The organism is Kitasatospora sp. NPDC022785 (assembly GCF_055561295.1).
The window spans coordinates 54,563-73,769 of record NZ_JBVHHB010000018.1 but is presented as its reverse complement, the minus strand read 5'-3'; the positions used below and the strand labels follow the sequence as shown (position 1 = coordinate 73,769).

The 19,207-nt window shown below is 71.9% G+C and carries 14 protein-coding genes; 3 read left to right on the top strand and 11 right to left on the bottom strand.

Translation table 11 applies throughout. The features are described 5' to 3' along the window. Positions 1–150 precede the first annotated feature (150 nt). Complete coding sequence (locus ACZ3YO_RS25500; protein WP_465573353.1) at positions 151–2,076, bottom strand: TIGR03960 family B12-binding radical SAM protein; 1,926 nt, start codon at positions 2,074–2,076, stop codon at positions 151–153. Between the two features lie 251 nt (positions 2,077–2,327). Here ACZ3YO_RS25500 and ACZ3YO_RS25495 point away from each other — a divergent pair, with 251 nt between their 5' ends. Continuing rightward, positions 2,328–3,626 (top strand): M14 family zinc carboxypeptidase, encoded by a 1,299-nt coding sequence (locus tag ACZ3YO_RS25495; RefSeq protein ID WP_465573350.1) that lies wholly within the window; start codon positions 2,328–2,330, stop codon positions 3,624–3,626. Positions 3,627–3,674: 48 nt separating this feature from the next. On the opposite strand, the gene rodA is transcribed toward ACZ3YO_RS25495, so the two are convergent. The 8 genes from rodA to folC form a co-directional block, all read right to left on the bottom strand. Next, complete coding sequence (gene rodA, locus ACZ3YO_RS25490) at positions 3,675–4,874, bottom strand: rod shape-determining protein RodA (RefSeq protein ID WP_465573348.1); 1,200 nt, start codon at positions 4,872–4,874, stop codon at positions 3,675–3,677. A 64-nt stretch (positions 4,875–4,938) separates the two neighbouring features. Continuing rightward, a complete protein-coding gene (gene mrdA / locus ACZ3YO_RS25485; protein ID WP_465573345.1) occupies positions 4,939–7,200 on the bottom strand; it encodes a penicillin-binding protein 2 in 2,262 nt (753 codons plus the stop codon). Between the two features lie 95 nt (positions 7,201–7,295). Further along, a complete protein-coding gene (gene mreD, locus ACZ3YO_RS25480) occupies positions 7,296–7,937 on the bottom strand; it encodes a rod shape-determining protein MreD (RefSeq protein WP_396323173.1) in 642 nt (213 codons plus the stop codon). 3 nt (positions 7,938–7,940) lie between these two features. Next, positions 7,941–8,891, bottom strand: a complete 951-nt coding sequence (gene mreC / locus ACZ3YO_RS25475; RefSeq protein WP_465573341.1) for a rod shape-determining protein MreC — start codon at positions 8,889–8,891, stop codon at positions 7,941–7,943. 104 nt (positions 8,892–8,995) lie between these two features. Then, positions 8,996–10,021, bottom strand: coding sequence for a rod shape-determining protein (locus tag ACZ3YO_RS25470; protein WP_305067939.1), 1,026 nt, complete (start codon positions 10,019–10,021; stop codon positions 8,996–8,998). Positions 10,022–10,347: 326 nt separating this feature from the next. Next, the gene (gene ndk, locus ACZ3YO_RS25465) at positions 10,348–10,761 is read right to left on the bottom strand and encodes a nucleoside-diphosphate kinase (RefSeq protein ID WP_396323171.1); all 414 of its coding nucleotides are present in this window, start codon (positions 10,759–10,761) and stop codon (positions 10,348–10,350) included. Positions 10,762–10,949: 188 nt separating this feature from the next. After that, positions 10,950–11,297 carry a DUF4233 domain-containing protein gene (locus ACZ3YO_RS25460; protein ID WP_396323170.1) on the bottom strand — a complete coding sequence of 116 codons (348 nt, stop codon included), beginning with the start codon at positions 11,295–11,297 and terminating at the stop codon, positions 10,950–10,952. Then, positions 11,294–12,691: a bifunctional tetrahydrofolate synthase/dihydrofolate synthase gene (folC, locus tag ACZ3YO_RS25455; RefSeq protein ID WP_465548718.1), complete on the bottom strand. Its 1,398-nt coding sequence runs from the start codon at positions 12,689–12,691 to the stop codon at positions 11,294–11,296. The genes ACZ3YO_RS25460 and folC overlap by 4 nt, the downstream gene beginning before the upstream one ends. A gap of 194 nt (positions 12,692–12,885) precedes the next feature. Between folC and ACZ3YO_RS25450 the strand changes: the two genes are divergently transcribed. Both ACZ3YO_RS25450 and ACZ3YO_RS25445 read left to right on the top strand, forming a co-directional pair. Then, positions 12,886–13,968 carry a UDP-N-acetylglucosamine 2-epimerase gene (locus ACZ3YO_RS25450; protein WP_465573336.1) on the top strand — a complete coding sequence of 361 codons (1,083 nt, stop codon included), beginning with the start codon at positions 12,886–12,888 and terminating at the stop codon, positions 13,966–13,968. A gap of 190 nt (positions 13,969–14,158) precedes the next feature. After that, on the top strand, positions 14,159–15,697 hold the full coding sequence (locus tag ACZ3YO_RS25445; RefSeq protein ID WP_465573333.1) for a chitinase: 1,539 nt from the start codon (positions 14,159–14,161) through the stop codon (positions 15,695–15,697). A gap of 27 nt (positions 15,698–15,724) precedes the next feature. Here ACZ3YO_RS25445 and ACZ3YO_RS25440 read toward each other — a convergent pair whose 3' ends face one another. After that, complete coding sequence (locus ACZ3YO_RS25440) at positions 15,725–16,252, bottom strand: hypothetical protein (RefSeq protein WP_465573331.1); 528 nt, start codon at positions 16,250–16,252, stop codon at positions 15,725–15,727. Between the two features lie 295 nt (positions 16,253–16,547). Continuing rightward, positions 16,548–19,184: a valine--tRNA ligase gene (locus ACZ3YO_RS25435; protein WP_465548714.1), complete on the bottom strand. Its 2,637-nt coding sequence runs from the start codon at positions 19,182–19,184 to the stop codon at positions 16,548–16,550. Positions 19,185–19,207 lie beyond the last annotated feature (23 nt).

Genomic DNA, 19,207 nt, shown 5'->3' with positions numbered 1-19,207 from the left:
GTCCGTCGTGGCGTTTTCGCGCCACTGTCCGGACTCTGTCACCTCAAAGGGTACGCGCCCCGCCGCCCCGCTCGCTCCGCCCCTGGTCAGCCAGGACGCGACGACCCCCGCCCGGAGGGGTCCGGACGGGGGTCGCAGGAGGCGCGGGAACTACTTGACCACGGTCAGCGGCAGCAGCTTCTTGCCGGTCGGGCCGATCTGGATCTGGGTGTCCATCTGGGGGCAGACGCCGCAGTCGAAGCACGGGGTCCAACGGCAGTCGTCGACCTCGACCTCCTCGAGGGCGTCCTGCCAGTCCTCCCAGAGCCAGTCCTTGTCGAGGCCGCTGTCCAGGTGGTCCCAGGGCAGCACCTCCTCGTAGGTGCGCTCACGGGTGGTGTACCAGTCGACGTCGACGCCGGTGCCGGCCAGGCCCTTCTCGGCCGAGGCCATCCAGCGGTCGTACGAGAAGTGCTCGCGCCAGCCGTCGAAGCGGCCGCCGTCGTCGTAGACCGCGCGGATGACGGCGCCGATGCGGCGGTCACCGCGGGAGAGCAGGCCCTCGACGATGCCGGGCTTGCCGTCGTGGTACCGGTAGCCGATGTTCTTGCCGTACTTGCGGTCCCCGCGGATGGAGTCGCGCAGCTTGGCCAGGCGGGCGTCGGTGGCCTCGGCGGAGAGCTGCGGGGCCCACTGGAACGGCGTGTGCGGCTTGGGCACGAACCCGCCGATGGAGACGGTGCAGCGGATGTCGTTCTGGCCGGTGACCTCGCGGCCCTTCTGGATGACGTTCTTCGCCATCTCGCCGATCTGGAGCACGTCGTCGTCGGTCTCGGTGGGCAGGCCGCACATGAAGTACAGCTTCACCTGGCGCCAGCCGTTGCCGTACGCGGTGGCGACGGTGCGGATCAGGTCCTCCTCCGACACCATCTTGTTGATCACCTTGCGCATGCGCTCGCTGCCGCCCTCGGGGGCGAAGGTGAGGCCCGAGCGGCGGCCGTTGCGGCTCAGCTCGTTGGCGAGGTCGATGTTGAAGGCGTCGACGCGGGTGGACGGCAGCGACAGGCCGATCTTGTCGTCGGTGTAGCGGTCGGCCAGGCCCTTGGCGATGTCACCGATCTCGGTGTGGTCGGCGCTGGACAGCGACAGCAGGCCGACCTCCTCGAAGCCGGTCGCCTTGAGGCCGCGCTCGACCATCTCGCCGATGCCGGTGATGCTTCGCTCCCGCACGGGGCGCGTGATCATGCCGGCCTGGCAGAAACGGCAGCCGCGGGTGCAGCCGCGGAAGATCTCGACGGACATCCGCTCGTGCACGGTCTCGGCGAGCGGGACCAGCGGCTGCTTGGGGTAGGGCCACTCGTCGAGGTCCATGACGGTGTGCTTGGAGACCCGCCACGGCACGCCGGGCGCGTTCGGCACGACGCGGGCGATCCGGCCGTCGGCCAGGTACTCCACGTCGTAGAACCGGGGCACGTAGACGCCGCCGGTGCGGGCCAGGCGCAGCAGGATCTCGTCGCGCCCGCCCGGGCGGCCCTCGGCCTTCCAGCCGCGGATCAGCTCGGTGATGTCGAGCACGGCCTGCTCGCCGTCGCCGACCACCGCGCAGTCGATGAAGTCCGCGATCGGCTCGGGGTTGAACGCCGCGTGGCCGCCGGCCAGCACGATCGGGTCCTCGTCGGTGCGGTCCTTCGCCTCCAGCGGGATGCCCGCGAGGTCGAGCGCGGCCAGCATGTTGGTGTAGCCGAGCTCGGTGGAGAACGAGAGCCCGAACACGTCGAAGGCCTTGACCGGGCGGTGGGCGTCCACGGTGAACTGCGGGACGCCGTGCTCGCGCATCAGCGCCTCGAGGTCCGGCCAGACGCTGTAGGTCCGCTCGGCCAGCACGCCCTCGCGCTCGTTGAGCACCTCGTAGAGGATCATGACGCCCTGGTTGGGCAGGCCCACCTCGTAGGCGTCGGGGTACATCAGCGCCCAGCGGACGTCGCAGGCGTCCCAGTCCTTGACGGTCGAGTTCAGCTCGCCGCCGACGTACTGGATCGGCTTCTGGACGTGCGGGAGGAGGGCCTCCAGGCGTGGGAAGACCGATTCGACAGTCATGTACTAGGAACCCTTACGACGTTGAGAGGTGTCGCGCGCATCGAATCCCGGTCGGGGGGTGCTGTGCGACGTCTGGGAGGGGTGACCCTCAAGGGTAGCCGAATCCCGGAGCCGCCCGGCCAGCCTCTCGCAGCGCCGCCGGCGGGCTCCCGGCCCTGCTCACCGGCTGTTGACAGCCCCGGACGGACCGTGCCGTACTTGCTGGGCTCCGCCGCCAGGCCCAGCACACCATCGGGACAAGGAAGTTGACCATGCACGACGGCACCGGCACCGGTCCTCGGGCGTTCCGGACCGGAGCGCCGCGCCAGGACACCCCGGGCTACCCCACGGCGGCCCGTGCCGAGGCCGCCGCCCGCCGGCTGGCCCGGCTCCACCCGGACCGCTGCCGGCTGCGCGAGGCGGGCCGCTCCCGGGAAGGCCGCCCGCTGCTCCTGCTCTCCGTCGACGACGGCGGGCGCGCCGTCCTGGTGGTCGGCGGCCCGCACCCGAACGAGCCGGTCGGCCGGGCCGCCGCGCTGCGGCTGGCCGAGCGGCTGCTGGAGCTGGCCCCGCGCCCCGGCGTGGCCTGGCACATCCTGCTCTGCCTCGACCCGGACGGCGCGGCCCTCAACGAGGGCTGGCTGGACGGCCCGCTCACCGCCGCCCGGCACTACGAGCACTTCTACCGGCCCGCCTTCGAGGAGCAGCCGGAGCAGTTGCCGCCCGCCGGCCGGTGCCGCGCCCCGATGCCGGAGAGCCTGGCGCTGACCGGCCTGATCGACGAGCTGCGCCCCGTCCTGCAGTGCTCCCTGCACGGGGTGGACTTCGGCGGCGCCTTCGTCCAGCTGACCAGGCCCGTCCCGGGCCTGCCCGAACGGTTCTCCGCCTCGGTGGCGCGCGGCGGCCTCCCGCTGGACGTCGACTCCTACGACGCGGTGGGCTGGCACAGCCCGGCCCCGGGGACGTACGTGATGCCGGTGCCGGGCGGCGGCGGCTCCCGGGTGCTGCCCGACCGGCCCGAGCTCTCCACCTGGTCGTACGCCGGGCGGTACGGCGGGGTGACGGCCGTGCTGGAGGTACCGATGTGGGCCGTCGACGCGGTCGGCGACGCCGGCCGGCACCCGGCGCCCGGCCCGGCCGTCGCGGCGGCCGCCCGTACCCTGCGTGAGCGCGCCGAGCGGCTGGGCGCGCTCCTGCCGCTCGTCCCGCCGCCCGCCCGCGCGGCGGGCGGGGCGCTGCTGCGCACCGCCGAGTTCAATCTGGGGGTCTGCCCGCCGCTCGCGGACGAGTGGCTCGCCGACTGGCACGGCCGGCCGCTCTCGGTCTCCCGGGTCACCGCGGCCGGGATCGCCGCCGAGCGGATCCCGCTGCGGGTCGCGTCGGTGCTGCTGCGCCTGCTCGCGGACGCCGGCGGCCCGGCGGCCGGGGCCGCCCGGGAGGAGGCCCGGGCCGTCGTCACGGCGGGCCTGGACGGCCTGCACCGGCTCGGCACCCGCTGGGTGCCGGTGGAGACCCAGGTGGCCCACCAGGTCCGGGCGGTGCGGGCCGCCGCCGACTGCCTGCTGCCCTGACGCGCGAGGGCCGGCCCGGGTCATCCCGGACCGGCCCCGTCCACCGCCTCAGGCCGCTATCGGCCGCTGACTCTGCACCGCCTGCAACAACCCGATCGCCACCCAGGTCGAGAACATCGACGACCCGCCGTACGAGACGAACGGGAGCGGGATGCCGGCCACCGGCATGATGCCCAGGCACATCCCTATGTTCTCGAACCCCTGGAAGGCGAACCAGGCGACCACCCCGGCCGCCACGATCGTCCCGTACAGGTCGGTCGCCTGACGGGCGATCCGGCAGCCCCGCCAGAGCACCACGCCGAGCAGCACGATGATCGCCATCGCCCCGAGGAAGCCCAGTTCCTCACCGGCCACCGTGAAGACGAAGTCGGTCTGCTGCTCCGGCACGAACTGCCCGGTGGTCTGCGTCCCGTGGAACAGCCCCTTGCCGGTCAGCCCGCCCGACCCGATCGCGATCCGGGCCTGCGCGGTGTTGTAGCCCACGCCGGACGGGTCGAGCGCCGGGTTGGCGAAGGCGGCGAAGCGGTCGATCTGGTACTTGCTCAGCACCCCGAGCTTCCAGATCGCCACACAGCCGCCGACCCCGGCGAGGATCAGCCCGAACACCCACCGGTTGGCCGCGCCGGAGGCCAGCAGGATGCCCAGCACGATGACGGCCATCACCATCACCGAGCCGGCGTCCGGCATCAGCATCACGACCGCCATCGGCAGCGTCGCCCAGACCAGCCCGCGGAAGACCGCCCGGTTGGAGGGGAACTCCCGCTCCCCCGCGTCCACCTGGTCCGACAGGACCACGGCCATCGCCAGCACGATCGCGAGCTTGGCGAACTCGGCCGGCTGGACGGAGAAGCCGCCGCCCAGCTGGATCCAGGAGTGCTGGCCGTTGATGGTCGAGCCGAGCGGGCTCAGCGTGGCCGCCAGCAGGAGGATCACACCGGCGTACAGGAACGGCACCACCGTGCGGAACCGGCGGCTCCCTATCCCTATCACCAGCGCGCACAGCACCATCCCGATCACCACGTTGGTGAGGTGCCGGAAGAGGAAGTACTGCGGATCGCCGTGGGTCAGCGAGTCCCGCCCGCGGGTGGCCGACCAGACCAGCAGCGAGCTGCCCAGCGACAGCACCAGCGCGGCCAGCAGCAGTATCCAGTCGATCCGCCAGAGGGGGGAGTCCTTGGCGAGGGCCTTCGAGACCCCGCTGCGCTGCGGGGCCAGCCGCAGCTGCCGGTACGACCCGTAGGAACTCATGCGCCCGCCTCGCTTCGCCCGGCCGGGGCTTCCGCCCACGCGCGCCCTGCAACGACCCGCTCGCTCATGCCCGGCCCCTTCCCGTGCTCCGGACCGGTTCGAGCGCCGTGTCCGCCGCGGTGAACAGGGTCGTCGGGCCGGACGGCTGTGCCGGGTCCAGGAAGACCCTCGGCGAGCTGCCGGTCACGCCCGCGTCGCCCGAACCGGCCGCGGAGTACGCGGCCGGCTTGATGATCGCGGTGCCGTCCGGGTTGAACTTCGGCAGCTCGGCCTGCGGCTTGGGCAGCAGCGCCTTGCCGCCGTCGACGTTGCCCTTGTCGTCCACACCGTACAGCGACTGGTAGATCCGCCGGATCGCATCACCGGAACCGCCGGAACCGGTGCCGCCCTGGCTTATCGTCATCACGACCGCGTAGTCGCCGCTGTAGGTGGTCAGCCACGAGGTGGTCTGCTTGCCCTCGACCTCGGCGGTGCCGGTCTTGGCGTGCAGCTCGATCTTGCCCTGCGGCCACCCGGCGCCGGTGAACTTCCACGCGGCGGTACCGCTGGTGACGACGCCCGCGGTGGCCTGGTCGATGTAGCTGAGCAGCTTCTGGTCGCCGGGGAACTTGGCGTCCTCGTGCGGGGCGATCTCGCGGACGAGATCCCCGCTCGGGCTTATCACCGCCTTGGCCACGGTCGGCCGGTAGAAGGTGCCGCCGTTGGCGAGCGCCGAGTAGATCCGGGCCATCTGGATCGGGGTGACGAGCGTGTCGCCCTGGCCGATCGCGAAGTTGACCGAGTCACCGGCGCGCATCTGGTAGCCGTCGACGCAGTTCTCCCGGGCGATCTGGTCGGAGAAGGTGTTGCCGCCCTTCTCCGCCTGCTTGCACCAGGCGTCCTTGTTGTTGTCGTAGAAGGACTGCTTCCACTGCCGGTCCGGCACCCGGCCGGTGACCTCGCTGGGCAGGTCGATGCCGGTCTTGGCGCCGAGGCCGAACTGGTGGGCGGTCTTGTAGAACCAGTCCGCCGTCTCCTTCTTCGGCTTGATGCCGCCGTCCTTCATCCACTGGTCGTACGCCAGACCGTAGAAGACGGTGTCGCAGGAGACCTCCAGGGCCTTCTCCAGCGTGATCGAGCCGAAGTTCTCGCTCTCGAAGTTCTTGAACTCACGGCCGCCGATGGTCAGGCTCTTCGGGCACGGGTACGTCCCGTCCAGCGAGTAGCCGGCCTGCACGGCGGCGGTGGTGGAGATGACCTTGAAGGTCGAGCCGGGGGCCGACTGACCCTGTATGGCCCGGTTCAGCAGCGGGAAGTTGGACTCCTTGCTGGTCAGCGCCTGGTAGTCCTTGCCGGAGATGCCGCCCTGCCAGAGGTTGGGGTCGTAGGTCGGGGCGCTGGCCATCGCGACGATCCGACCGGTGTGCACGTCCATCACGACGGCGGCGCCGGAGTCGGCCTCGTAGTTGCGGTTGGTCACCTTGTCGAAGGTCTTGCGGGCGTCGTTCATGGCCTGCGCCAGGTTGTCCTCGACGACCTTCTGCACCCGGGCGTCGATGCTGGTCACCAGGTTGTTGCCGGTCTGCGGCTCGACCGCGCCGGCGGTGCCGATCACCCGGCCGAGGTTGTCGACCTCCAGCTTGGTGATGCCGGCGGTGCCGCGCAGGTCGCGGTCGTACACCGACTCCAGCCCGGCCCGGCCGATCTGGTCGGCCGGCAGGTAGCGGTCCAGGCCGCTCTTGTCGGCGGTCTTGGAGACCTCCTCGTCGGTCACCGGCGAGAGGTAGCCGAGCACCTGGGCCATGTTGGCGCCCTCGACGCCGGTGTAGTGGCGTACGGCGGTGGGCTGCGCGGTCACCCCGGGGAAGTCCTCGCGGCGCTCCATCATCTGCAGCGCCTGCTGGGTGGTCGCCTCCTTGGTGACCGGGATCGGCTGGTACGGCGACCCGTTCCAGCAGGGCTGCTGGGTCTTGGCGTCGCAGAGCCGGACCTTCTCCTGGACGTCCTTGGCCGGCATGCCGAGCACCTCGGCGAGCCGGCCCAGCACCGCCTTGCCGCCGTCCTTCTGCTGGAGCAGCGAGGTGCGGCTGACCGAGACCACCAGGCGGGTCTCGTTGCCGGCCAGGATGCGGCCGGAGGCGTCCAGGATCTCGCCGCGCACGGCCGGCTCGACCACCTCGCGGATGTGGTTGCCGGTCGCCTTGGCGGTGTAGACGCTGGCGTTGCGGATCTGCAGGTACCAGAGCCGTCCGCCGAGGGTGGCGAGCAGCGACAGCACCAGGATCTGCAGCACCACCAGACGGATCGTCACCCGCCGGGTACGGCCGGTCTCGGGGATGTTGCTCACGTCTCGTGCGCTCCAGAGTGCGGGGTTCCGGACAAGAGGGTCGGGGTCTTGCGGGCGCCGGGTGTCGCGGGCGCGGGGTGTTACGGGCGCCGGTGTTACGGGCGCTTGGCGAAGCCGAGCGAGCGCTTCTTCTTGTAGCTCGGCCCGGACGACGCCTCACGGGTGGTGCGGTAGCGCGAGAGCGTGCCGAGCCCCGGGCCGCCCTCGTCGTCCCCGGCGGCGGCGGCCACCGGGTCCTTCCCGAAGCGGCGCCCGATCAGCATCACCGCGGGCACCACGAACGGCGCCAGCAGCAGGTCGTACAGGAGGGCGGTGACCACCAGGCTGCCGAGGCCGACGTGGCGGGCGGCGGTGTCGCCGACCAGGGCGCCGACCATCGCGTACAGCAGCGTGGAGGCGACCGCCGCGACGGCCACCACCAGCAGCGCGCTGGAGACCGAGCGCTGCCGGCCGTGGTCGGGGCGGAGCAGCCCGGCGGCGTAGCCCATCAGGCAGAGCACCAGGGCGTAGCGGCCGATGGCGTGGTCGGACGGCGGCGCGAGGTCGGCCAGCAGGCCGGCCGCGAAGCCGACCAGGCAGCCGCCGGTCGGCCCGTAGACCATGGCGAGGCCGACCACCACGAGCAGCAGTATGTCCGGGGTGGCGCCCGGGAGCTGGAGCCGGCCGAAGACGCTGACCTGGAGGATCAGGCCGAGCAGGACGAGGACGGCGGTGACGGGGACGCGGGCGAGGCGCATGGCTCAGTTCCCCCCGGAGGGCTTGGCGGGCGGTGCGGCGGCGGCCGGTACCGCCGGGGCGGCGGGCGCCGCGGGTGCCTGGCCCTGCGCGGCGGGCGCGGGCGGCAGGACGGCGTCGCGCGGGTCGGTGCGCGGCGGCACCACCACCACGCCGACCAGGTCGAGCCGGGTGAACTGGACGAAGGGCTCGACCAGGATGGTCTTGGTGAGCTGGCCGGGGTTGGCCTCGACCTGGACGACCTTGCCGACCGGGACGCCGGGCACGAACGGGCGGCCGCTCTGGGAGCCGAAGGTGACCAGCCGGTCGCCCTCCTTCACCTGGGCCTTGCCGTTGAGCAGGGAGACCTTCATGGCGCTGGTGCCGCCGCCGGAGGCGAAGCCGATCTCGCCGGTGCCCTCCAGCCGGGCGCCGGCGCTGAAGCCGGGGTCTGAGGCGAGCAGCACGGTGGAGGTGGTCGGGGCGACGGTGGTGATCCGGCCGACCAGGCCCTGCCCGTTGATCACGGTCATGTCCCGGGTCAGGCCGTCGTCGCTGCCGGCGTCGACGGTGATGGTCCAGGAGAAGCCCTGAGCCGGGCCGATCGCGATGACCTGGGCGGCCTTGACGGTGTATCCGCCGGCGCCGGCGGTGCGCAGCAGGTCGTCGAGCTGCTTGGTGCGGGCGCCGGCCGCGTCGGAGGAGGCCAGTTTCTGGCGCAGCTCGGTGTTCTCGCGGGCGAGCTGGTCGGTGCGGCCGCTGTGGGTGGCGGCGTCGCGGAAGGCGCGGACGGTGTCGGCGACCGGGTCGACGACCGTGGCGGCGCCGCGCTCGACCGGGCCGAGGACGCCGGCCGCGGCGCGCCGGGCGCCGCCGAGCGGGGAGCTCTCACCGCCCTTGATGTCCACGGTGATCAGTGCGAAGGCGACGGCCACCAGCAGGATGAGCAGCAGCCGGCTCTCTCGTGTGTCCCTCACGGTGCTGGTACTGCCCCTTCGTACCTGGCCGCCCACCCGGGCTGTGGGGCCCGGGCGGGGGGCCGTTTCAGTTTGCTGTCCGGTGTGACGGTCTGTCGGTTGTGCTAACGGCGCGGCTGGGCGTCGAGTACCTGCTGGAGCGCCTCGAACTCCTCGACGCACTTGCCGGAGCCGAGGGCGACCGAGTCGAGCGGGTTCTCGGCGATGTGGATCGGCATGCCGGTCTCGCGGCGCAGCCGCTCGTCCAGGCCGCGCAGCAGGGCGCCGCCGCCGGTGAGCACGATGCCGCGGTCCATGACGTCACCGGCCAGCTCGGGCGGGCACTGGTCGAGGGTGGTCTTGACGGCGTCGATGATCGAGTTGACCGGCTCGTCGATGGCCTCGCGGACCTCGGCGGCGGAGATCACGACGGTCTTGGGCAGGCCGCTGACCAGGTCGCGGCCTCGGATCTCGGCGTGCTCGTCCTTCTCGCCCTCCAGGGCGAAGGCGGAGCCGATGCTCATCTTGATCTGCTCGGCGCTGCGCTCGCCCAGGAGCAGCGAGTACTCCTTCTTGATGTGCTGGACGATGGCGTTGTCCAGCTCGTCGCCGGCGACCCGGATGGACTGCGCGGTGACGATGCCGCCGAGCGAGATGACGGCGACCTCGGTGGTGCCGCCGCCGATGTCGACGACCATGTTGCCGGTGGCCTCGTGGACGGGCAGGCCGGCGCCGATCGCGGCGGCCATCGGCTCCTCGATGATGTGCACCTGGCGCGCGCCGGCCTGCGAGGAGGCCTCGATGACGGCACGGCGCTCGACTCCGGTGATGCCGGAGGGCACGCAGACCACGACCCGGGGGCGGGCCAGGTAGCGGCGGCGGTGGATCTTGAGGATGAAGTAGCGGAGCATCCGCTCGGTGATCTCGAAGTCGGCGATCACGCCGTCCTTGAGCGGGCGGATGGCGACGATGTTGCCCGGGGTGCGGCCGATCATCTTCTTGGCCTCGGCGCCGACCGCCAGGATGCCGCCGGTGTTGGTGTTGACCGCGACGACGGACGGCTCGTTGAGGACGATCCCCTTGCCCCTGACATACACCAGCGTGTTGGCGGTTCCGAGGTCGATCGCCAGGTCGCGGCCGATGAACGACAGGTTGGTTGCCATGGGGTGTAGGTGCCTTCCCGGGCTCGGAGTCATTAGCGGGGGTGGACGAGAAGCGTGCGCCCACGGCTTGGGCGGAAACCAGCTGACCAGCCGTACCGGGCCCTAGAGTCGCGTCCATCGTAGTCACGCCGGCCAGTACGGACGTCGACGTGGGGCATACCGTCCATTGTCCGGAGCGTGATCGCTTCTCCGAGCATTGGGACGCCGTGTCGGCGGCCCCAGTTCCCTATTTCACGATAAGAATGCCCCGGCCGGGCCAATGGTCCCGGCCGGGGCACCCGAAGGTCCCTCGGGCGTGTCGCCCGGGGCGGTGCTTACGCGTGGGCCGGGAAGAAGATCTTGATCTCGCGCTCGGCGGACTCCGGGGAGTCGGAGGCGTGGATCAGGTTCTCGCGGGTGATCGTCGCGTAGTCGCCGCGGATGGTGCCGGCGCCGGCCTCCAGCGGGTTGGTGGCCCCGGCCAGCATCCGGATGCCGGGGATGACCTCCTCGCCCTCGACGATCAGGGCGATCGACGGACCGGAGGTCATGAACTCCAGCAGCGGCTCGTAGAACGGACGGCCGACGTGCTCCGCGTAGTGCTGCTCCAGCGTCGCCCGGTCGAAGGTGCGCAGCTCGACGGCGGTGAGCTGCCAGCCGGCCTTGCGCTCGATGCGGCTGATGATCTCGCCGGCCAGGCCGCGCTTGACGGCGTCGGGCTTGAGCAGGACGAGAGTGCGCTGGGACACGGTGCGTCTCCTGGGGAATCGGTTCGGCATGCACTCGGATCGATGCGCGGAGTGCGACTACCGCAGAGGTTACCTTGCGTGAGCAGGCAGGCCGCCGCCTGGTCCGGGGTCCCGTCCGGCCGTGCGGACACCCGCGTCCCGTCCGGTCGATCCTGCGTCGCGCGCCCGGCAGGACCGACCGGCTGGGCCTACGCCGCAGGTGCCGCCTGGGCGGCGGCGCGGGCGGCCTTGAACTCGTCGATCCTGCGGCCGTAGTGCACCGAGCACCACCAGAGGCCGGCGAAGACCACGCCCAGGCCGAACATGGTCGGCAGGACGAAGCCGCTGGCGATCAGACCGAGCTGTAGCGCCCAGCCGATCGCCACCGCGCCGGGGCGGGTGATCATGCCGCAGAGCAGGACACAGAGCGCCATGGCGATACCGCTGACCGTCCAGACGGTGGCGGTGGGGACGTCGGAGAGCTGCATGGCGACCAGGGCGGCGAACATGATCAGCAACGCCTCGCCGATCAGGGTCGAGGAGCAGAGCGTCCTCATCGTGACTTCCTCCCGAGGAGCAGGCGGGCCTCGCCCACCGTGATGACCGAGCCGGTGACCAGCACCCCGGCACCACCGAGGTCGCCCTCCTCCTCGGCGAGGGTGACGGCGGCGGCGATGGCGTCGTCGAGCCGGGGCTCGACCTGGACGCGGTCCTCGCCGAAGACCTCGACGGCCAGGGCGGCCAGCGCGTCCACGTCCATCGCGCGGTGGGTGGAGTTCTGGGTGATCACGACCTCGGCCAGGATCGGCTCGAAGGCCTCCAGCAGACCGGCCACGTCCTTGTCGCCGCTGGTGCCGATCACGCCGACGAGCCGGGTGAAGCCGAAGGCCTCGCCGATCGCGGCGACGGTGGCCTGGGCGCCGTTCGGGTTGTGCGCGGCGTCCAGGAGGATCGTCGGGCTGCGGCGCACGACCTCCAGCCGGCCCGGCGAGGCGACGCCGGAGAAGGCCTGGCGGACCTTGTCGACGTCGAGCTGGCCGCCGCGCGCGCCGCCGACGCCGAAGAAGGCCTCGACGGCGGCCAGCGCCAGCGCGGCGTTCTGCGCCTGGTGGGCACCGTGCAGCGGGACGAAGACGTCCTCGTACTCCTCGCCGCCGAGCCCACGCAGTGTCATCAGCTGGCCGCCGATGGCGACCTCACGGCGGATCACGCCGAACTCCATGCCCTCGCGGGCCACCGTGGCGTCCACCTCGACGGCGCGCCGCAGGATGGTCTGGGCGGCGTCCAGCTGCTGCTGGGCGACGACGGCGACGGCGCCGGTCTTGATGATCCCGGACTTCTCGACCGCGATCTCGCCGGTGGTCCCGCCCAGCTTGTCGGTGTGGTCCAGGCCGATCGGGGTGATCACCGCGACGGCGGCGTCGATCACGTTGGTGGCGTCCCAGGAGCCGCCCATGCCGACCTCGATCACGCCGACGTCCACCGGGGCGTCGGCGAAGGCGGCGTACGCCATGCCGGTCAGCACCTCGAAGAAGGACATCGGGACCGGCTGCTGCGTGTCGACCATCTGCACGTACGGCTCGATGTCGCGGTAGACCTCGACGAACAGCTCGGGGCTGATCGGGACGCCGTCCAGGCTGATCCGCTCGGTGACGGACTCCACGTGCGGGCTGGTGTAGCGGCCGGTGCGCAGCTCGAAGGTGTTGAGCAGCTGCTCGATCATCCGGGCGGTGGAGGTCTTGCCGTTGGTGCCGGTGACGTGGATGGAGGGGAAGGACCGCTGGGGCTGGCCCAGGATGTCCATCAGCGCCTCGATCCGGTCGAGCGAGGGCTCCAGCTTGTTCTCCGGCCAGCGCTTGGAGAGCTCGGTCTCGACGTCGCGCAGGGCGTCGCCGGTGCCGGCGTCGGCGGGGCGGAGGGTGTACGGGTTCGGGTCGGCCTTGTCGCTCACGTCCACAGTCTACGGAGCCGCGGCCGACGCTCCCCACAGGGCGCCCCGAAGCCGCGGCCGGGCGAGAACGGCCACTTTGCCCTGACTTTCGGATTTAGTCCGTTTACTATTTATTTAGTGAGTTTGATCGCAAAGAAGCATCGATTCGCAAGCCCAGGAGCCACATCGCCTTTGATCGCCAGGAGGACCGCCTCATGCCCGACGCCCTGCACCAGTACGTCCTGGCCCGCCAGGAGGGCTTAGCCCGGGCCGCCGAGCTGCTCTCCCTGGCGCTCCTCGCCTACATGGTCCTCGTGTTCGGCCGCTTCCTGCTCTACTGGGCCGGCTCCCGGCACGCCTTCCGGCACAACCGCGCCGCCGAGCCGGGCGATCCGGCCGCCTTCCAGTGGCACCTGGTGATCCCCTGCCGCGACGAGGAGGCCGTCGTCACCCAGACCCTCGCCGGGCTGCGGCGCTCCGCCCCGGGAGCGCACCTGTGGGTGATCGACGACGACAGCGAGGACGACACCCGCGCCCTGGTGCTCACCGCCGCGCAAGCGGACGACCGGATCCACCTCGTCCAGCGCCGCCGCCCGCACGCCCGGATCGGCAAGGGCGCCGCACTCAACGCCGCCTACCGGGCCATCTCCGACCGGCTGCCCGACACCGCCGACCGCTCCCGGGTGGTGATGGTGGTCCGGCGTCAGCTCCCCGGCGGGCCCGCCCGGGCCGCGCTGCTCGCCCGGCGCGGGGTCGGGCCGGACGGCTACGTCCTGGCCACCGTGCACCGGCCGGAGAACACCGACACCGCCGAGGCGCTCGGCGCCGTCCTCGCCGAGCTGGACCGGATCGCCCGGGCCGGCACCCCGGTGCTCTTCCCGATGCACCCGCGCACCCGCGCCGCCGTCGAACGGTTCGCGCTGGACGGCCTGTTGGCGCGGCTCGCCGTAACCGAGCCGGTCGGGTACGCGGAGTTCCTGGGCCTGGCCCGGCACGCCGCGCTGCTGGTCTTCGACTCCGGCGGGGTGCAGGAGGAGTGCACCGTGCTCGGCCGCCCGCTGCTGGTGGTGCGCCGCTCCACCGAGCGCCCGGAGGCGGTGGACGCCGGATTCGCCGCCCTGGTGCGGCCCGGCGCCGAGCTTGGCGAGTCGGCCCGCGCCTGGCTGGCCGACTCCCCCGAGCGGCTCGCCCGGCTGGCGGCCGCCCCGAGCCCGTACGGGGACGGGCTGGCCTCGGCCCGGATCGCCCGGCTGACTGCGCGGCTCGCCGGGGAGCCGGCGGAGCTGCTCGCCGCCTGAGTGGCCGGTCCGCGTGGCCGGTCCTCTTGACAGCCGGATTGGTCTACTCCACCTTGTGAGGCAAGTCTCCTACCCCGACAGGGACTTGAGTTGTCGGTAGCTCCCGCACGCACACCCATCGACACCCGGACGGCTCCCCGCGCACGCGGGACACCCGAGCCGCCCGGCCTCCCCCACAGGAGATGGAGCCATGCCATCTGCCCGACACGCGCGCCCGCGCGCCGTCCACAGCCTGCTCGCCGGGGCCGGCGCGATCGCGCTGGGCCTGAGCGGCCTCGCCCTCGCCGGCGGCGCCGGCGCCCAGGCCGCCGACATCGACCTGATCACCAACGGCGGCTTCGAGTCCGGCAACCACCTCGCCGGCTGGACCTGCTCCGCCGGCGCACCCGAGACCGCCACCGTCCACTCCGGCTCGTCCGCGCTGCGCTCCACCCCGGGCGCCGGCGACACCGGCGAGTGCGTCCAGACCGTCACCGTGAAACCGTCCTCGACGTACACGCTGAGCGGCTGGGTCCAGGGCTCCTACGTCTACCTGGGCGCCCGCGGCACCGGCGGGACCGACCCCAGCACCTGGACCACCTCGACCGGGTACTCCCGGCTGAGCACCACCTTCACCACCGGGGCGGGCGCCACCAGCGTCACCGTCTACCTGCACGGCTGGTACGGGCAGCCGGCCTTCCTGGCCGACGACGTGTCACTGATCGGCCCGGGCGACCCGAAGCCCTCCCCCAGCTCCACCTCCCCGACCCCCACCCCGACGGCGACCACCACCGCGACCGCCTCGCCGACCGGAACGGCGTCCCCCACCGCCACCCCGACCGGCCGGCCGCCGGGCCTGCCCAGGCACATCCTCACCGGCTACTGGCAGAACTTCGACAACGGCGCCACCGTCCAGCGGATCAGCGACGTCCCGGCCGCCTACGACGTCATCGCGGTCTCCTTCGCGGATGCCACCAGCACGCCCGGGGGCCTGAGCTTCACGCTGGACAGCACGCTCTCCTCGCGACTGGGCGGCTACACCGACGCCCAGTTCAAGGCCGACATCGCGGCCAAGAAGGCGGCCGGCAAGAAGGTGGTGCTCTCCGTCGGCGGCCAGAACGGCACCGTCTCCGTCAACAGCTCCGCCTCCGCCACCACCTTCGCCGACACGGCCTGGGCGCTGATGCAGAGCTACGGCTTCGACGGGATCGACATCGACCTGGAGAACGGGGTCAGCGCCACCTACATGGGCCAGGCGCTGCACACACTGGCGGCAAGGGCGGGCAGCGGGTTCGTCCTCACCATGGCGCCACAGACCATCGACATGCAGTCGACCGGGACGGAGTACTTCAAGCTGGCGCTGAACGTGAAGGACGTCCTCACCATCGTCAACATGCAGTACTACAACTCCGGCACGATGCTCGGCTGCGACGGCCAGGTCTACGGGCAGGGCACCGAGAACTTCCTGACCGCGCTGGCCTGCATCCAGCTCAAGGGCGGGCTGCGGCCCGACCAGGTCGGGCTCGGCGTGCCGGCCTCCACCAGCGCGGCGGGCGGCGGCTACGTCAGCCCGGGCGTGGTCGACAACGCGCTCGACTGCCTGGCCTCCGCCACCAACTGCGGGAGCTTCAGGCCCGACACCACCTGGCCCGGGATCGGCGGGGCGATGACCTGGTCGACCAACTGGGACGCCAAGGCGGGCGGCGGGATCGCCGGCACCATCGGCTCGCACCTGCACGCGATGCCGTAACCGGCCCGGGGGCCGGGTACCGGGGTGTCAGACCCCGGCCCGGGCCTCGGGGATCTCCGGACACGGGCCGCAGTGCCGGCGGCGCAGCTCGGCGGCGATCTCGGCGAGCTCGCCCTCGGGCAGGAACGGCAGCATCATGGCGACCCCCTGGAGCAGACCGCCGAGCAGGAAGGTGGTGTCGGCGGTGGCCGCCACCAGCCCGCGGACCTCGGTGACCCGGCCGCCGGCGACGGCCTCGATCAGCCGGGCCGCGTCGGCGGTCTCCTCGTCCACGTCCACCGCTGCGGTGTCGGCCGGGGCGCGGCGGGCCATGGCGCGCAGCACCCGGTCGCCGACCTCGGGCGCGTACGCCTTGCGGACCGCCTCGGCGGCGATCCACGTGAGCAGGGTGGTGACCTCGCGGTGCGCGTGTTCCTCGAAAATCCGGTCCAGCTCGTCGTCGAACGCCAACTGGTTTCCGTGCCGGAACGCGAGCAGCAGCGTCGCTGCCCGGGCTTTGGCCTCCTCGACCGCCTCAGCAGGCAGTTCGTCGGCCAACTCCTTGGTCACCACCACGCCATGCCCTCCCGTTCGGTGCCGTCGGCTCAGCGGAACTCCTGCACACCGTACACATCCCACCTGCTAACTTCCGCGAACCCGCGCGGGCAAGACCGGAATGAATTCGGGCGGAATAGGACTTCACCCGGTCCAGGATGAATATTCGCCGGAACAGAGCAATGACCGTGCGCTATTCGGGGCAGGAACCGCGGAAATGGCCGTCGCCACGGGGCACCGCCGCGGGCCGCCCCGGAAACGCCGAGGGGCCGCACCCCGCGTCGGCGGGATGCGGCCCCTCGGGAGCTGCGGTCCGTCAGGCCTGCGGCAGCGCCGCGAGCTGAGCGGTGATCCGGGCGATGTCGGCCTCGGCGGCCTCCTGGCGGACCCGGATCTTGGCGACCACGTCGTCCGGCGCCTTGGCGAGGAACGCCTCGTTGCCGAGCTTGGCGGTGGTCTGGGCCTTCTCCTTCTCGGCGGCCGCGAGGTCCTTGGCCAGGCGCTTGCGCTCGGCCGCGACGTCGATGGTGCCGGAGAGGTCCAGCGCCACCGTGGCGCCGGCGACCGGGAGCGAGGCGGTGGCCGTGAAGCCGTCCTCGGGCAGGGTCAGGCGCAGCAGCGAGCGGATCGCGTCCTCGTGGACGGCCAGGACGGTGCCGTCCAGGCCGAGCCGGGCGGGGACCTTCTGCGCGGGCTGCAGGCCCTGGTCCGAGCGGAACCGGCGGACCTCGGTGACCACCTGCTGGAGCGTGGCGACCTCGGCCTCGGCCTCGGCGTCCCGGAAACCGCTGTCCTTGGGCCACTCGGTGACCACCAGGGACTCGGCACCGGTGAGCGTCGTCCACAGCGTGTCGGTGACGAAGGGGACGACCGGGTGGAGCAGCCGCAGCGTGACGTCCAGGACCTCGCCCAGGACCCGGCGGGAGGCGTCGGCCTGCGCGCCGCCCTTGGCCAGGGTGGTCTTGGAGAGCTCGACGTACCAGTCGAACACCTCGTCCCAGGCGAAGTGGTAGAGCGCGTCCGAGACCTTGGCGAACTCGTAGTCGTCGTACAGCGCGTCCACCTCGGCGACGGTGGCGTTCAGCCGCGACAGGATCCAGCGGTCGACCGCGGTCAGCTCCTCCGGCGCGGGCAGCGGGCCCTCGACGGTGGCGCCGTTCATCAGCGCGAAGCGGGTCGCGTTCCAGATCTTGTTGCAGAAGTTGCGCGAGCCCTTGACCCAGTCCTCGCCGATCGGCACGTCGGCGCCGGGGTTGGCGCCACGGGCCAGGGTGAAGCGGACGGCGTCGGCGCCGTAGGCGTCCATCCAGTCCAGCGGGTCCACGGCGGTGCCGGAGGACTTCGACATCTTCTTGCCGAACTCGTCGCGGACCAGGCCGGTCAGGGCGACGGTCTTGAACGGCGCCTGACCGTCCATCGCGTACAGGCCGAACATCATCATCCGGGCGACCCAGAAGAAGATGATGTCGTGGCCGGTGAGCAGGACGTCGGTCGGGTAGAACTTCGCCAGGTCCGGGGTCTTCTCCGGCCAGCCGAGGGTGGAGAAGGGCCAGAGGCCGGAGGAGAACCAGGTGTCCAGGACGTCCGGGTCCTGGTGCCAGCCCTCACCGGTCGGCGGCTGCTCGTCGGGGCCGACGCAGACGACCTCGCCGTCCGGGCCGTACCAGACCGGGATCCGGTGGCCCCACCAGAGCTGGCGCGAGATGCACCAGTCGTACATGTTGTCGACCCAGTCGAAGTAGCGGCGCTCCAGCTCCTTCGGGTGGATCTCCACCTTGCCGTCGCGGACGGCGTCGCCGGCGGCCTGGGCCAGCGGGGCGACCTTGACCCACCACTGCAGCGACAGGCGCGGCTCGACCACGGTGTGGCAGCGCGAGCAGTGGCCGACGGCGTGCATGTACGGGCGCTTCTCGGCGACGATCCGGCCCTGCTCGCGCAGCGCGCCGACCACGGCCGAGCGGGCCTCCAGCCGGTCCAGGCCGAGGAACGGGCCGTGCACGGTGATCGCGCCGTGCTCGTCCATCACGCTCAGGTTCGGCAGGTTGTGGCGCTGGCCGATGGCGAAGTCGTTCGGGTCGTGCGCCGGCGTCACCTTGACGGCGCCGGTGCCGAACTCCGGGTCGACGTGCTCGTCGGCGACGACCGGGATCTCCCGGTCCGTCAGCGGCAGCTTGATGGTCCGGCCGACCAGGTGCCGGTAGCGCTCGTCCTCCGGGTGGACGGCGACGGCGGTGTCACCGAGCATCGTCTCGGCGCGGGTGGTGGCCACGACGATCGAGTCGTCGCCCTCCCCGTAGCGGATCGAGACCAGCTCGCCGGGGACCTCCTCGTGCTCCACCTCGATGTCGGAGAGCGCGGTGAGGCAGCGCGGGCACCAGTTGATGATGCGCTCGGCCCGGTAGATCAGGCCGTCGTCGAAGAGGCGCTTGAAGATGGTCTGGACGGCCTGCGAGAGGCCCTCGTCCATGGTGAAGCGCTCGCGGGACCAGTCGACGCCGTCGCCGAGACGGCGCATCTGGCCGAGGATCCTGCCGCCGTAGTTCTCCTTCCACTCCCAGACCTTCTCGACGAAGGCCTCGCGGCCCAGGTCGTGGCGGGAGAGGCCGGACTCGGCGAGCTGCTGCTCCACCTTGTTCTGGGTGGCGATGCCGGCGTGGTCCATGCCGGGCAGCCAGAGCGTCTCGTAGCCCTGCATGCGCTTGCGGCGGGTCAGCGCGTCCATCAGCGTGTGCTGGAAGGCGTGGCCCAGGTGCAGGGCACCGGTGACGTTCGGCGGCGGGATGACGATGGTGTACGGCGGCTTCTCGCTCTTGGCGTCGGCCGTGAAGTAACCGCGCTCCACCCAGCGCTCGTACAGCTCGCCCTCTACCTCCGCCGGGGCGTAGGTCGTCGGGAGGGTGGCTGCGTCGTCCCCGGCATGGCTGCTCACGGGGCGCTGGTTCTTGTCGGTCACGACGCACAGTTTACGTAACCGGG